The organism is Mycobacterium sp., assembly GCF_049280035.1.
Classification (GTDB): Bacteria; Actinomycetota; Actinomycetes; order Mycobacteriales; family Mycobacteriaceae; genus Mycobacterium.
Window position 1 is genome coordinate 1 of record NZ_JBAPPI010000109.1, and the last position, 14,438, is coordinate 14,438.

The 14,438-nt window shown below is 65.5% G+C and carries 16 protein-coding genes; 10 read left to right on the forward strand and 6 right to left on the reverse strand.

Annotated elements, in window-relative coordinates:
• Nucleotides 1-50: 50 nt before the first annotated feature.
• The gene (locus WAN71_RS03610; RefSeq protein WP_422224017.1) at nt 51-1,319 is read left to right on the forward strand and encodes an IS30 family transposase; all 1,269 of its coding nucleotides are present in this window, start codon (nt 51-53) and stop codon (nt 1,317-1,319) included.
• A 46-nt stretch (nt 1,320-1,365) separates the two neighbouring features.
• Here WAN71_RS03610 and WAN71_RS03615 read toward each other — a convergent pair whose 3' ends face one another.
• A complete protein-coding gene (locus tag WAN71_RS03615) occupies nt 1,366-2,481 on the reverse strand; it encodes a hypothetical protein (protein ID WP_422224018.1) in 1,116 nt (371 codons plus the stop codon).
• A complete protein-coding gene (locus WAN71_RS03620) occupies nt 2,481-3,617 on the reverse strand; it encodes a phosphotransferase family protein (RefSeq protein ID WP_422224019.1) in 1,137 nt (378 codons plus the stop codon). The genes WAN71_RS03615 and WAN71_RS03620 overlap by 1 nt, the downstream gene beginning before the upstream one ends.
• A gap of 44 nt (nt 3,618-3,661) precedes the next feature.
• Between WAN71_RS03620 and WAN71_RS03625 the strand changes: the two genes are divergently transcribed.
• Together WAN71_RS03625 and WAN71_RS03630 are read left to right on the forward strand one after the other, a co-directional pair.
• Nucleotides 3,662-4,282: a TetR/AcrR family transcriptional regulator gene (locus tag WAN71_RS03625; protein WP_422224020.1), complete on the forward strand. Its 621-nt coding sequence runs from the start codon at nt 3,662-3,664 to the stop codon at nt 4,280-4,282.
• Complete coding sequence (locus WAN71_RS03630) at nt 4,279-5,148, forward strand: SDR family NAD(P)-dependent oxidoreductase (RefSeq protein ID WP_422224021.1); 870 nt, start codon at nt 4,279-4,281, stop codon at nt 5,146-5,148. Before WAN71_RS03625 ends, WAN71_RS03630 begins: the two co-directional genes overlap by 4 nt.
• Here the strand turns inward: WAN71_RS03630 and WAN71_RS03635 are convergent.
• From WAN71_RS03635 to WAN71_RS03645, 3 genes are read right to left on the reverse strand one after another with little or no spacing between them, the layout of a single operon-like run.
• The gene (locus WAN71_RS03635) at nt 5,145-5,750 is read right to left on the reverse strand and encodes a class I SAM-dependent methyltransferase (protein WP_422224022.1); all 606 of its coding nucleotides are present in this window, start codon (nt 5,748-5,750) and stop codon (nt 5,145-5,147) included. The two genes, WAN71_RS03630 and WAN71_RS03635, sit on opposite strands and share 4 nt — an antisense overlap.
• A 4-nt stretch (nt 5,751-5,754) precedes the next feature.
• On the reverse strand, nt 5,755-6,261 hold the full coding sequence (locus tag WAN71_RS03640; RefSeq protein ID WP_422224023.1) for a polyketide cyclase: 507 nt from the start codon (nt 6,259-6,261) through the stop codon (nt 5,755-5,757).
• Nucleotides 6,262-6,272: 11 nt separating this feature from the next.
• Nucleotides 6,273-7,655 (reverse strand): 13E12 repeat family protein, encoded by a 1,383-nt coding sequence (locus tag WAN71_RS03645; protein WP_422224024.1) that lies wholly within the window; start codon nt 7,653-7,655, stop codon nt 6,273-6,275.
• A gap of 140 nt (nt 7,656-7,795) precedes the next feature.
• Between WAN71_RS03645 and WAN71_RS03650 the strand changes: the two genes are divergently transcribed.
• Nucleotides 7,796-8,569, forward strand: a complete 774-nt coding sequence (locus WAN71_RS03650) for a PhzF family phenazine biosynthesis protein (protein WP_422224025.1) — start codon at nt 7,796-7,798, stop codon at nt 8,567-8,569.
• 1 nt (nt 8,570) lies between these two features.
• On the opposite strand, the gene WAN71_RS03655 is transcribed toward WAN71_RS03650, so the two are convergent.
• Nucleotides 8,571-9,902: an aminotransferase class I/II-fold pyridoxal phosphate-dependent enzyme gene (locus WAN71_RS03655; protein WP_422224026.1), complete on the reverse strand. Its 1,332-nt coding sequence runs from the start codon at nt 9,900-9,902 to the stop codon at nt 8,571-8,573.
• 39 nt (nt 9,903-9,941) lie between these two features.
• Here WAN71_RS03655 and WAN71_RS03660 point away from each other — a divergent pair, with 39 nt between their 5' ends.
• The 6 genes from WAN71_RS03660 to WAN71_RS03685 all read left to right on the forward strand — a co-directional run.
• Nucleotides 9,942-10,613: a pyridoxamine 5'-phosphate oxidase family protein gene (locus tag WAN71_RS03660; RefSeq protein ID WP_422224027.1), complete on the forward strand. Its 672-nt coding sequence runs from the start codon at nt 9,942-9,944 to the stop codon at nt 10,611-10,613.
• Between the two features lie 23 nt (nt 10,614-10,636).
• Nucleotides 10,637-11,098: an SRPBCC family protein gene (locus WAN71_RS03665; RefSeq protein WP_422224028.1), complete on the forward strand. Its 462-nt coding sequence runs from the start codon at nt 10,637-10,639 to the stop codon at nt 11,096-11,098.
• Nucleotides 11,099-11,213: 115 nt separating this feature from the next.
• Nucleotides 11,214-12,152 (forward strand): DUF4129 domain-containing protein, encoded by a 939-nt coding sequence (locus WAN71_RS03670; protein ID WP_422224029.1) that lies wholly within the window; start codon nt 11,214-11,216, stop codon nt 12,150-12,152.
• A 13-nt stretch (nt 12,153-12,165) separates the two neighbouring features.
• On the forward strand, nt 12,166-12,648 hold the full coding sequence (locus WAN71_RS03675) for a hypothetical protein (protein WP_422224030.1): 483 nt from the start codon (nt 12,166-12,168) through the stop codon (nt 12,646-12,648).
• The gene (locus WAN71_RS03680) at nt 12,645-13,613 is read left to right on the forward strand and encodes an AAA family ATPase (RefSeq protein ID WP_422224031.1); all 969 of its coding nucleotides are present in this window, start codon (nt 12,645-12,647) and stop codon (nt 13,611-13,613) included. The genes WAN71_RS03675 and WAN71_RS03680 overlap by 4 nt, the downstream gene beginning before the upstream one ends.
• 13 nt (nt 13,614-13,626) lie before the next feature.
• The coding region (locus tag WAN71_RS03685; RefSeq protein ID WP_422224032.1) for a DUF58 domain-containing protein at nt 13,627-14,438 on the forward strand (812 nt) is incomplete at its 3' end.

A 14,438-nucleotide genomic window follows, 5' to 3' on the forward strand; every position in this document is an offset into this window, starting at 1 on the left:
GCCTTCCCTTCAAGGGGTGGATGCAACACATCTGATTTAGGAGTGTTGCTGTGCCTCTTCCGCCGTTGAGGTCTGTTGTCGGTCAGTTCTGGGGTCACATTGGTAATGGCTGCACTGCCGCGGAGGCGGGTGTGGCTGTCGGCGTGTCGGCTCGCACCGGCTGGAAATGGTTTGCTGATGTTGGCGGTGTGAAACCGCGGCTGTGTGAACCGAAGACCTCTGGCCCGTGTCCGAGGCTGACCTTCAAGGATCGGATCGAGATCGAGTTCGGCGTCCGGACAGACGAATCGTTGCACTCGATGGGCAACCGGCTGAGCCGGCCAGCATCGACGATCAAGCGCGAGATCGACAACAATGGAATCGGCAAAAGCTACGACGGGCGCAAGTCGGGCTATCGGCGCAAGCACGCATTCGGGGCTCGACAGAGTGGACGCAGCGCTGAGGTCCACTACGACGCGCTGATCGCTCAGGCCCGCTCCGATCAGCGGGCGCGCCGCCCCAAACCGGGCAAGCTGGCCACCAGCGAGCGGTTGCATGATGAGGTGCAGACGCGGTTGTCAGAGCAGCACAGTCCCAAGCAGATCGCCAAGCGGTTGCCGATGGATTTTCCCGACGATAGGGAGATGCGGGTGTCCCACGAAACCATCTACCAGTCGATTTATGTGCAGGGCAAAGGCAATCTGCGCCGCGAGCTGCACACCTGTCTGCGCACCGGGCGGGCGCTGCGCAAACCCCAACGGCGCCCCGGCGAGCGACGCGGGCGCATCCCGAACATGATCAACATCAGCCAGCGCCCACCCGAAGTCGAGGATCGGGCAGTGCCCGGGCATTGGGAGGGTGATCTGATCCTGGGCAGCGTCGCATCGGGCTCGGCGATCGGCACCCTGGTTGAACGCAGCACCCGATTCGTGATGCTGCTACATCTGCCCGACGACCACACGGCGATGGCCGTCCAAGAAACGATCGTAGCGAAAATGGCGAGCCTGCCAACGATCCTGCGACGGACCCTGACGTGGGACCAGGGCCCTGAGATGGCCAACCACATCGCAATCGCTGCCGCCGCCCAGTTGGACATCTACTTCTGTGATCCGCATTCACCCTGGCAGCGTGGGACTAATGAAAACACCAACGGACTGCTGCGCCAATACTTTGCTAAAGGCAAGGACTTATCGGTGTTCCCGGCCGACTATCTCGACTACGTGGCAACCAAACTCAACCGACGACCCCGTCAAACCCTGGGCTGGAAGACACCCGCCGAAGCACTCGACGAACTACTCTCAGACCCGTCCAAACCACCCGCTGTTGCATCCATCGCCTGAAATCGCCCGCGAAAAGCGTGCATCAACCCCACATTCGGCGCCTGCCCTAGGGCGCCGCGGTTAGCCAGTCGGCGAACCCCGACGGGTCGTGGCGGCCCAGCGCGCCGTGTTCGTAGAGACCCCAACCCTCCAGCGGATTGCCGTCGCCGTCGCGGCACACCGCGCGACCGACGTGGTCGATGACGCCGAAGCCGGATCGCGCGATGATCGCCGGGTCGGTCATGTCGTAGGTCAGCCGTTCGACGAACTTATCGCCCTTCCACATGCCGTGCAGCCAGTCCGAGTCGCCGCCGTAGCCGCCGCCGACGTGGATGGGAACGGGCAGCTTGGACTCCACCTCGAAGTGGACCGGTGTGCCGTCGGGGGCGGTCGCATCGATCGTCGCGCCGGTCGGGATGCGGGTGCCGGAGCGGTAGCGGATCTTGACCCGCGGCCAACCCAGCTGTTCGACACGACCGTCGCGCCAGACTCGGGTGCAATCGTTGAGCGAGCGGAATCCGTTGGGCTCCTCCTGGATGATCAGCACGACGGCGAAGTCGTCGAACGCCATCGGCATGTACAGCCACCACATGCCCTCGAACGGCGGGTCTGCGGGCCGGCCGGCCGGCTCAGGTTCGCCGATCGGCCGGATGCCCCAGGACCGGTCGCGGCTGCCGATCCAGGTGGCGGGGTCGACGGCGATCTCCTGCCCGTCGATGACGATCCGTCCGCTCCAGCTGCCGAGCTGAGCGAACCGCTGCGCGTTCAGCGTCACCCGGTTACCCGAGCGCAGAATGTACGGCTGCTCCTGGACGACGTCGAACAGGCCTTGCCAGGTGAGATCGGCTGCGATGCCTTCGGTTTCGTCGAGGATCAACCGAAGCTTGTGCAGCGGCTCGCTGACCTCGACCCGGTAGCCGTTGACGTTCTGGTTGAGCCGATCTTGGTCGATGGCATCCGAGAGGTGCACCGCGGTTTGGGTATCGCCGCGCCTGATCAGCACGAACGCATCCTTGACCCCGAGGTTGGGGTAATAGCCGATGCCGCTAATCACGAAGATGTTTCCGGTGCGGTCGTGGGCGTTGAAGTAGGAGCGATCGTAGAAGTTCCGGTCGGAGGAACCCGGCCACGCGATCGGCTGAGGGACCTGATGTACCGGAAACTCGTCGAGCGGTCCGAGCATTACTGATCCTCTCCGATTAGACGCTTCAGCAGTCCGGCGTGGTAGAAAAGCGATTCCACGTTTTCAGGTCTCTCGGTTTCCCCGAAGTGCACTCGCCGCGCACCGGTACGCATGAACACACAAGCCCACATCACCCCTGAGTAGACGTAGAACCAGTGCAGGTCAGCGACTTCGACGCCGGTGAGCCGCTGATAGGTGGCGCGAACGTCCTTTTCACGCATCACCTCCGGCAGACCCGGCAGTGTCGCCAGGCCGGCGAGCTCCTGAAAGACCATGTGCGCAAAGATCATCCATGCAACGTCTAGCTCGCGTGGACCTAGCGTCACCATCTCCCAGTCCAATACCGCCACCGGCCGAAAATCGCGATACAACACGTTGCCCACCCGGGCGTCGCCCCACAGCAGCACCGGCTCGCTGGCGGCCACCTGTTGCGGCCAGTTGTCGTCCAGCCACCCAAAAGTCCGCTCCAGCAGAGGTGATCGTCCGATATCGGGCACCGCGAAGTCGTACCAGGACCGCACCCAGTTGAAGTGCTTGCGCAGTGCGGTGTCGCCCGTTTGATCCTCAGCGAGAAAGCCAAATGTGGCTTCGGCGTTAGGGATTGAATGCAGTGATGCCAGCACCTCGACGGTGGCGTCCTGCAGCTCGCGCTGACGCTCGGGCGCCGCGTCGGCGAACCAGTTGCCACCGAAGGTGTAGGGCATGACGTCGGGCGGCACTTCGCCCTCGACGTAGTCCATCAGGAAGAAGGGTGTCCCTAAGACGTCGCCGGTCGGCTCGAGCCAGCGCACTTGCGGAACCGGAACCTCGGTCAGCTCGCCGACCATCCGTATCACGTCGAACTGGTGGTCAAGCCGATAGATCGGGAAGACCTGGACATCCTCGGCGGTAGGCGCCACCCGGGCCACCAGCTTCTGCGTTACCGGCTGGCCGTCCTGCTCCCAGCTGGCGGTCAAAATGATGGTCTCCGACGACATGCCGGTCGAGTCGATGCCGCTTTCCACGGTGATCTCGGGCGTAGCGTCGCCCGGGAGCACCGTCGACAACCACTGCGACATCACCGCGGGCAGCGCGGTGACGTCGCGGCTCGAGCGCTGAAGTCGGTCGACTTTGTCGAGCACAGGTTCATTGGCCACAGGTGCCTCCTTCATGAGGCAATTACGATACGGTAGGTAGCGTTATGAAAGCAGACCCACCCTCGGTTGACAAGGCCCCGGGTGCCGGACGGCCCCGTGATCCGCGTATCGACGCTGCCATATTGACGGCGACCGCGGATCTGCTTGTGCAAATCGGCTATTCGAACCTCACGTTGGCCGCGGTCGCCGAACGCGCCGGAACCACCAAGACGGCGTTGTACCGCCGGTGGTCGAGCAAGGCCGAATTGGTGCACGAGGCCGCGTTTCCGGTGGCGCCCACGGCGCTGGTGGCTCCGGCAGGCGACATGGCGGCTGATGTACGGGCGATGATCGCTGCCGCGCGGGATGTGTTCACCACCCCGGTGGTGTGCGCCGCGTTGCCCGGGCTGGTCGCCGACATGAGTGCTGACTCGGAGCTCAACGCCCGGGTGATGTCGCGTTTCGCGGATCTGTTCACGGCTGTGCGGGCGCGGCTGAGCGAGGGCGTCGATCGCGGCGAGGTGCATCCCGACATCGACCCGGACCGGCTGATCGAGTTGATCGGTGGAGCAACGTTGTTGCGGCTACTGCTGCGTCCGGACGAACAACTCGACGATGCCTGGGTGGATCAGACCACCGCCATCCTCGTTCACGGTGTCACCCGAGAGGTAGGGTCGGGCCGATGACCGGACGACTGGACGGCCGGGCCGCGATCGTCACCGGCGCCAGCCGTGGATTGGGCCGCGCTACCGCTCTGGCGCTGGCGGCTCAGGGCGCGGCGGTCGCGGTGATTGGGCGCACCGAAAGTGTCTGGGACGAACGGCTGCCCGGGACCATCGGCGAGACCGTCGCCGACATCGAGTCGGCCGGCGGACGCGCGGTCGCCATCCGGGCCGACCTGCTGGACCGCGACGATATCACGCGGCTCGTCGGTCAGGCCCGAGATACGTTGGGCCCCATCACGATTCTGGTCAACAATGCAGCGTTCACGGCGCCCGGTCGTCCGCCGCGGCCCGGTGACGACACGCGCGCCAGGCCGGCCAAAGCTTCGCCGGTCGCGGCCAAACCCGATTGGCCGCCGCTGCTCGGTACACCGCTGGGCGCCTACCGGCGGCACTTCGAGATCGCGGTGTTCGCGGCCTACGAGTTGATCCAGCTAGTCTGCCCCGACATGATCGCCGCGAAGAGCGGCTCGATCATCAACATCACCTCCGTCGCGTCGCGAATGCCGGGTGACGGGCCCTACCCGGACCGCAGCGGCGGTGTGCTGCCTGGCTACGGCGGATCCAAGGCTGCGCTGGAACACTTGACGTGGTGTGCGGCCTACGATCTGCAGGCCCATCACATCGCGGTCAACGCTCTGTCACCGTCGAAACCGATAATGACGCCAGGACTTTCGTACTACGCGCCTGGATTCGATGATGTGGCGCAGGCCGAGGATTTCGCGCACGCAGCAGTGGAGTTGGCGCTGGTGGATCCGGAGGTCGTCACCGGGCGAACGATCGGTCATCTGCAGGTGCTCGACGGCAGCTTCCGCTCGTTTCAGTCTTAGGCCGGCTTGGTCGCGGCGACCGCGTTGATGATCACCGCGTGCAGCCGGTGCCAGCGCGGGGAGGCGAACCCGGCACGCAGCAACAGACGGGTGGCGCGGCGCCTGGTGCGGGCTTTGCCGCGGCGGCTGGTGAGCATCGTCGGCATCAGCCACCAGGAGAATTGGTCGACGAGTACCAGCCGGCCACCGCCACGCAGCACCCGGGCGCATTCGCGCAGTCCCGCTTGCTGGTCAGACCAGTGATCGAATGACGTCGTGCTGACGATTAGGTCGAACGTCTCGTCGGGATAGCCGATCTGTTCGGCGACGCCGGCGGCGAACGTCAACCGGTCGTCTTGGGTAACGGCATTGGCAGTCTTGACCATCGCGGGCGCGGCGTCGATGCCAACAAGCTGTTCGGCGTCGGGGTAGCGGTCTGCCAGTACGCGCAGCAGATAACCGGTTCCACAGCCCAAATCGAGCACCCGGTTTGGTGCTGGGACGGCAGCCACAGCGAGGCTGGCGGTGCGCTCCGCGATCTCGTGATGGAGGCGACCCCGCCAGCCATGGTCGTAGCTCCCGGCCCGATCGTTGAACTCGGCGACGTCCCGATACGGCGGCACAGGCCTAGTGTGCCACCGGCCGGGGTTGTTCGGCGAGGCGTTTGATGTTGCGTAGTTGCCGGCGAGCCATGATCAGATCGCCGACCGATAGCCCGAGGGTGAGCCAACGGCTCATGGGCGTAACGATTTTCATCAGCAACCGTGTTGTCTGGCCTTCCGGTACCAGGACATAAGAGATGCAGGCGCCCATAATTTCACCGGTGAGCTGCTTGGGCGGCTCGACGGCGAGGATGCGCCCAAAGCGCCGCGTTGCGGCAGTGGTGAACGGCTCGCCGACCGCCGGCTCAGGCAAGCCCATCAACTGCTGTGGTGAGCGACGGCCGAGGTTGTCGATCCAGTCATAGGAGTACGGCGCGATCCTGATCTGGCCAACCCACGGCCACAACGCTTCTGGTGTGGCATGGACGGAAACTCCGCGCCATGCCTGCAGGGTCGGCACGTGGACGAAGTCGTCGCACGGGTAGCGCCGGGCGACCTCGTCGTCCGTCACGTTCCAACGATCGCCGATCATCGCATCCCACGTTAGCGGGTGGGCGGATCGGGGTCACCACGAAGGAGTTCGTCGGGGTGATGGACGTAGTTGATTTCGGGCGGACCGGTCCCATCAGTCCATCCCAGTCGCCCGCTGTCCGTGACCTGGGTGCGCTGTTCGCCTCGGCTTGCCATGGCATGGTCTGCGCCGCACGCGAAGAACAGTTTGTCCGCGTCGGTGTGGCCGCCGCGGGCCCAGTCCGGTGAATGGTGCACCTCGCAGCGATACCCCGATTCAAGACAATTGGGACGGGTGCAGCCCCGGTCGCGGGCGTGGCAGATCAGCCTTTGGTCGGCGCTGGCAACGCGTTTTTGACGCCCCAGGTACAGCGGCCGTTCAGTGTGGTCGTCGAACACCGCAAGATAATGAATTGTTTTGGCCGCCATGCCGATCAGATCCGGCATCGGAAGTCGGGAGCCACCACCGGTCGTCGCGGCCGCCGGCATCGGGATCGACGGATCAACGGCGGCTCGGGCGGCCCGGTCTAGGTCGTCCAATGATGTAGTCACCACCACGGTGACCGGGTGGCCGCGGTGCACACCGAGTCCACCGGAAGCGATCGCGGTTTCCAGGCCGAGTTTCAACGCGTCGTGGCACCGTTGAGCGGGCGTGCGATCATCCCGCGCCTCTGGGTCTCTACCTTTGCCCTCGGGAAGATGGCGACCAGGCCGCACCGCTGCTTCGATGGCCTCGAAGTAGGCACGGGCTTCGGGATCGAGCAAGCCGGACAGCGGGGACATGCCGTCAGGGCCCTGCGGGCCAAGGTGCAGGCCGCGGCGCCGTGCCCGATCTTCGTCGCTGAAAAGGCCATCGGGATTGAGGTAGTCCGCGATGCGTTGACCGATTTTGACCACGATGCCGGCATCGACCTTGGTCGCATGCTCGACCAGCTTGCGCTCGGCGATTGTCACGTGGGTGGGCGAGACGCGGGCGGGCAACACGTCGACTGCTCGGCATACCGCACGGATGTGGTCTTCGCCGATAGCGCCGGCCTCGACCGCGGCCGCCAACGCCGGCAACTCCGGCGGCAGCGCCGGGCCAGTCAACGACCGCCGCGGCTGAATGCGGGCTGCGAGTTTGAACCGACGAGTTATTTCGTTGGGCGTGATGCGCAGTCGTGCCCACAGTGCGGACCGCATCACTGCTATCGCCCCGGATTCGTCGGGCGGGTCGGCGATCTCCCCGAAGAATCGATACATCAGCCCGCGATTGGTCCGGTTCTGGGTTTCCAACTGCTCAGCGACGTTGACGCGAAACTTGTTGCCTAGCAGATCCGAAGACGTATCGCGCAACACGTGGTGGGCAGCGTCAATCGCATCGAGAGCGGCGTTGATCCGTTCCCGCGCCTGCTCGGTGCCGACTGCTGAACCCATACTTCGACGGTAAGAACGAGCCCGACAATTCCCCTCTGATCCCCCTCTGAGAAACCAAAAACGCCCGGCGTGTGGACCAAATGACGACTGTGGATAACTGGGGCTTCCATCGTCTGGGCCGCCGATGCTTCGATAGGCAGATGCGCGTTTATGTGGTGGATACCTTCACGCAGAACATGTTTCGGGGCAACCCAACCGGTGTCGTGCTAGTCGACCAGCCGGTCGATCCCGACCGGATGCAGGCTGTTGCCGCCGAATTCAATCTCCCCGCCACCGCTTTTGCGGACATCTCAAGCCCCGACGCCCAGCCGAAGAGCCTGCGCTGGTTCAGCCCGACCACCGAACTGGCGTTGTGTGGAAGCGGTACCTTGGCCGCGGCGCATATCCTCGGCGGTGATCAGACGTTCCAGACGCGTGGCGGGACATTGAACTGCACAGGCGGCTCCGACGGCGCAATTAGCATGCGGTTTCCCACGGATCCACCTCGCCCTGAGCCGCAGACGGCCGACTTGGTTGAAGGGCTCCCTGGTATTACGTTGTGCTCGGTATGGCGCGGACGCCACGATCTGTTGGTGGAGGCTGCATGCGCTGCCGAAGTCCGCGCACTAATTCCCAATCCCGCGGTACTGGCGAATATCGACGCGCGGGCGGTGATCGTCACCGCCGCCGGCGATCGTGAAGCCGACATCGTCAGCCGCGTCTTCGCTCCACGCGCTGGCATACTCGAAGACCCAGTAACTGGATCGGCACATTGCACCCTCGCCAGTTGGTGGTCGGAGCGGCTACCCGCGCCTGAGTTACTCGCCGAACAAGCCTCCCAACGTGGTGGGCTGCTGCGGATACGGTTAGAAGGCGATCACGTCGTCCTCATCGGCCATGCCGTCACAGTCTGCAGTGGGGTTTTGCACGTCTGACTCACACGCTGGCGCGTCCGACTGCCTGCAGAGCCTCGGCGACCGCGTCGGCGAGCGCGTCGATTTCGCCTGCGTCGAGACTTGAGACGGTGATCCGCATTCCCGGCGGCGTGCCGATCCTGAACCGTGTTCCCGGCGCCGCGGCCCAGCCCGCGCTGAGTAGCCGGGTGATCGCCACGGTTTCGTCCGGCACCGGAACCCATACGTTGAGGCCGGATCGGCCATGCGACGTCACACCGCGCTCGGTCAGCGCCTCCTGCAGCAGGGTGCGGTTGCGGGTGTAGACGGCTTCGGCCTTGTGCACCAGGCGTGTTGCCACCTTGTCGCGCCACAAGCTGACGACAAGGTCCTGCAGCAGGTAACTGACCCAACCCGGTCCCAGACGCAGCCGCCCGTGCACCCGCTCGACCGTGCGGTGGTCGCCGGCGAGCAGCGCCAGCCTCAGGTCTGGGCCGTATGCCTTGGATGCCGACCGCACGAATGCCCAGTGCCGTGTCGTACGGGCCAAGGTGTGCAGTCCTACGCCGGCGATACCCGCGCAGTGGTCGTCTTCGATGAGCAGAACGTCGGCATGGTCGGCCAACAGCTGACGCAGCTCGGCGGCACGCGCAGCGGAGACGGCGGCGCCGGTCGGGTTCTGGGCCCGGGTGGTCACCACGACGGCCCGAACGCCGCGGCGCAGCGCCCGTGCCACATCGCCGGCCAGCGGCCCGTCGTCGTCAACCCTGATTGGTTCGACCGAAAAACCCAGCGCGGCAAGCAGATCCAGAAGATTCGCCCACCCGGGATCCTCGACCGCTATCCGGTCGCCGGGCCGTAGGTGCGCAGTGAGGACCCGTTCGATGCCGTCCAGAGCCCCGGCGATTACCGCGAGGTGGTCGGCCGGAACGCCATCGGCGGTCAGCGACGCCCGGGCGTTTTCGGCCAACTCGGAGGAGACTGCCGGTTCCCCGTAGAGCAGCGGGGTCCGCCGCTGCGAACCGCCACGCAGAAGTTGTGCGGCGGCGATTGGCAGCAGGGCCGGATCAGGGTTGCCGGTGGAAAGGTCCCGCACCCCCTGCGGCACGGCGAACCCACGCAGCGAGCGTGGCGTGGTCGCCGGCCGGTCCCGGACTCGGGTGCCGCGTCGGCCCGCAGTCTCGACGGCACCGCGTTCCCGCAGCAGACGGTAAGCCGCGCCAACCGTGTTGGCGTTGACGCCGAGTTGCCTGGCCAGCTCCCTTATCGCAGGCAACTCGGCGCCGGGCGCCAATGCGCCCGCCGAGATGGCCTCTTCGATGTCGGTGGCAATCGCATCGGCGCCCGCGCCCCGAATGGTGTATTGTCCTAGCACACAGACCATTATGTACTAGTACAAAAGCGGAGGCAACCGTTGGCGACGGCGCAGGCGTACCCGCCCACCCCCCGGACCGTGCCTACCCGGTATCGCGAGCGCGCCAGCTACGACCGGGCGACCGTGCACGGCATTGTCGACGAGGCTCTGATCTGTCATGTCGGCTACCTCAATGCTGGTCGACCGGTCGTGTTGCCCACCACCCACGCGCGACTGGGCGAAATCTTGTACCTGCACGGATCCACCGGCAGCGGCCCGATGCTCGCGGCGGCGGGGTCTGCGGAAGGCCTGCCGGTCTGCGTCACCGTCACCCTGGTGGACGGCCTGGTGCTGGCCCGCGCGGCGTTGCACCATTCGCTGAAATACCGGTCGGTGGTCGTGGTGGGCAGCGCACGGCTGGTCCAAGAGCGGCGCGAGAAACTGCGCGCGTTAGCAGCCCTGCTCGATCACGTAGCGGCCGGCCGGTCCGCCGACAGCAGACCCCCGAACACCCGCGAACTCGCGGCCACCGCCGTACTTGCCCTCGACCTCGTCGAAGTCTCCGCCAAGGTGCGTGATGGGGGACCGGTCGATGACGAGCAGGACACCGCGCTGCCGCACTGGGCCGGGTTCGTGCCGCTGACCCTCACGGCAGGCACACCCCTGCCCGCCGACGACCTGGACCCGGCTGTTTCGCTGCCGCCCTACCTCACGCCCTATCGCCGGCCTTGATGCGTTCAATGCTTCGATAAGGCATGGCCGACGACACCGATGTCCCCCGAGTGGTAAGCGCGAGCCGCGAGATCGCCGCGAGCACCAACCAAATCTTCGAACTGATCGCGGATCCCTCACAGCAGCCGTTGTGGGACGGCAACGACAACCTCGCCGAAGCCGAACCAGGACAACGCGTCCGCAGCGTCGGAGACGTCTTCATCATGACCCTCACCCTCGGCAGCACCCGCGAGAACCACATCGTGGAATTCGAGGAGGGACGTCGCATCGCCTGGTTCCCATCGGAATCGGGTCGGCGACCGCCGGGCCATCTGTGGCGCTGGGAGCTCGAACCCATCGACGAAACCAGTACACGGGTGACCCATACGTACGACTGGTCCCGATTGACCGACAAGAATCGCCTACCTCGCGCCCGCCAAACGACGCCGGAGCGGCTTCGGGCATCCCTCGACCGGCTTGCCGAGATCGCCGAGCACAACAGCTAGCCGGTCGCGAATCGGCGCAAAGGCACCGATCGCTGGCAACGCGGGTGGACTACGTGCCAGGATGAGCAGACCGAATGCCGCGCCCGCGGCAGGCAACCGGTCGAGTGGTGTGCCAATGTTTGACAAGGCGACAGGCCGCGTGGTCGCCGTGATCGTGCTGCTGATCGTTATTGCTGCGTCGTTACGCGGCTACCTTCCCGGCGTCGAGCGTGCCGCGCGGAAAAGCCCACCGGATAGTGGCGCGTCGCTGGTCTATGTGATCGCCATGCTCAGCATGTCGGTAATTATTTTGGCTGTAGCGATCATCGTCCGGCTCCGCGAACCGCGTAAGGCGGCGCCCAGCGCCGGCGGGCTGCCGGAACGGTTTTCCGGCGGCCGGGGCCGACCGGCTTGGCAAGTGTTGGTGATCGGGGCCGGAGTGCTCGTTGCATGGCTGCTGACGGTTTGGCTGCTTTCGCAGTTCCTCGTGCTGCACACCGCCGGTCCGGCCCGGCCCGCACCCGGATCAAGCGCCCCCACGCCCGGCACTAACGCCCCCCCACAATCCAGGCCCCCGGACGTGGACGGAGATCGTGGCATGCCGCGCTACCTGATCGCGACTGCGGTGGCGGTGCTGGTGCTGGCCGTCGCGGGCGCAGTTGTCGCCGCGCGCCGGCGACGTGTCGGGGAGGCGCCCCTCGTCGCTGCCGAACCGACCCGCCCGGCCCCACCACCCATGGGCACCTCCGAGTCGCTGGTGCGGGCAGCCGAAGTCGGATTAGCCGAAATCGGGGACCGCAGCCGCGAACCGCGGGAGGCGATCATCGCTTGTTATGCGGCGATGGAACGCGAGCTGGCTCATGTTCCCGGGGCCGTGCCGCAGGACTTCGATACCCCCACCGAGGTGCTGGCCCGGGCCGTCGAAAACCACGCGCTGCATGTCGATAACGCCAGCGAGCTGGTGAACTTGTTCGAAGAGGCCCGGTTCAGTCCACATGTAATGAGCGAGGCGCATCGCACGAGCGCATTACGCGTGCTGCAGCTGGTTCTGGCTGAATTGCGGAACCTGGTATGAAAGGGCGGCGCGTGTGAAAAGGCAAATAGCCCTCGGCATTTCGATCATATTGTCCGCGGAGCTGGCTACGCTGTTGCTGCACGATCGTCGATTTGTGCTCTGGGCAGCCGGTGTCGCGGCGCTGTTCGCATTGGTCAGTGTGCGCCAGGTCCTCGGCCACGGTGTCGAATCGCCGCCCGTCGCAGCCCCGAACGCCCTTGAGGAATCGCTACGTAGTTGGCTATCCCGAACTGAAACGCTGATCCACCGCTCGGAATCCACCCGAGCCGATTGGGACCGACACCTGCGTCCGATGCTGGCCCGCCGGTTCGCGATTACCACCGGCCAAAGCCAGGCCAAAGACCCGGCAGCGTTCGATGCCAGCGGCCGAATGCTTTTCGGCCCGCAACTGTGGGCGTGGGTGAATCCCAACAACGTCGCGCAAACCGGGGCGCGCGAACCCGGGCCGGGCCGAGCGACGCTCGCGGAAATCCTGGAAAGGTTGGAGGCGGTATGACGATGCCGGCTGAGGTCACCACGGCCCGCGCGGTGGCCGTGCTCGACGAGATCGAGCGCGTCGTGGTGGGAAAGCGAGCCGCGCTCACCCTCATCCTCACCACGGTGCTCGCCCGCGGGCACGTACTCATCGAAGATTTGCCCGGCCTGGGCAAGACGCTGATCGCCCGGTCTTTCGCCGCAGCGCTCGGGCTGGATTTCACCCGCGTGCAGTTCACCCCCGACCTGCTGCCCGCGGACCTGCTCGGCTCGACGATTTACGACATGCAGTCGGGTCGCTTCGAGTTTCGTCCGGGGCCGATCTTCACCAACCTCCTGCTTGCCGACGAAATCAACCGGACGCCGCCAAAAACCCAGGCGGCTTTACTGGAGGCGATGGCCGAGCGCCAGGTGAGTATCGACGGCGTAACACACCCGCTGCCAAAGCCGTTCATTGTTTTGGCTACCGACAACCCGATCGAATACGAAGGCACCTACCCGTTGCCCGAGGCACAACTGGACCGGTTCGCGGTTCGGCTCGAACTGCGTTACCTCTCCGAGCGCGACGAGGCCTCGATGTTGCGTCGTCGGCTGGATCGCGGCTCGGCCGAGCCAACCGTCAGTCAAGTTGTCGACGCTCACGATCTACTGGCCATGCGCGAGTCGGTCGAACAGGTGAGTGTGCACGAGGACGTCTTGCATTACGTGGTCTCGCTGGCCGCTGCGACCCGTCACCACCCTCAAGTAGCGGTCGGCGCCAGCCCACGTGCGGAAATCGACCTGGTCCAGCTCGCCCGCGCCCGTGCCCTACTGCTTGGCCGCGATTACGTAATACCCGAAGACATCAAGGCGCTGGCCACCCCCGCTGTGGCGCATCGGATCACCTTGCGGCCGGAGATGTGGGTACGAAAGATTCAAGGCTCCGATATCGTCGAGGAGCTGCTACGGCGGCTACCGGTTCCCCGAACGGGCGGCGGTCCGGAGTAAGCGACGCAACGACGTGATCGAGACCAGGGAAGTCCATTTACACTGGCGCGCATCGACATTGACGCGTGCAATAGCGACCTGTGCCGCGCTTGCGCTAGCTGTCGCGTTGATCGGATCGCGCTGGCAGCTGATTGCGTTCGCGGCGCCGCTGCTTGGCGTGTTGTGTTCAATCAGCTGGCAGCGGCCACTGCCGAAGGTGAACGTGCATGCAGAACCGGATTCACAGCGGTGCTTTGAAACTGAGCAGGCGCAGCTCACCGTCTGGGCTACCACTGAAACCTATGGTGCTGCAGTAGGACTCACGGTGTCAGCAGTCGAGGGGATGCGACTAGAAGTTCTGGATCGAACGTCGCGTCAGCGGCAGACGGTGGCCACCACAGCCGAACGCTGGGGCCGTTATCCCATCCGGGCCACGGTCGAGGTCGTCGCGCATGGCGGGCTGCTGACCGGGACGGGCACCGTCGACGCAGCCGATGTGACGGTGTTTCCGATGACGCCGCCGCAACCGACGGCGCTCCCACCGACCGAGCTGCTCGATCGGCTCGGCACCCACCTGACCCGGCACATCGGCCGCGGCGTCGAGTACGCCGACATTCGCACCTATGTGCCCGGTGACCAGCTGCGCACCGTCAACTGGCCGGTGAGCGCCCGCCGCGGCCGCCTGCATGTGACGCAGCGGTTGACCGACCGGTCCGCCGATGTGGTGGTGCTCATCGACGGCTATCCGCAGCCGGCCGGCCCGGCAACGGCCTCCACCGAGCGGACGGTGCGCGGTGCCGCGCAGGTGGTGCAGACCGCGCTGCGCAACGGGGATCGGGCCGGCAT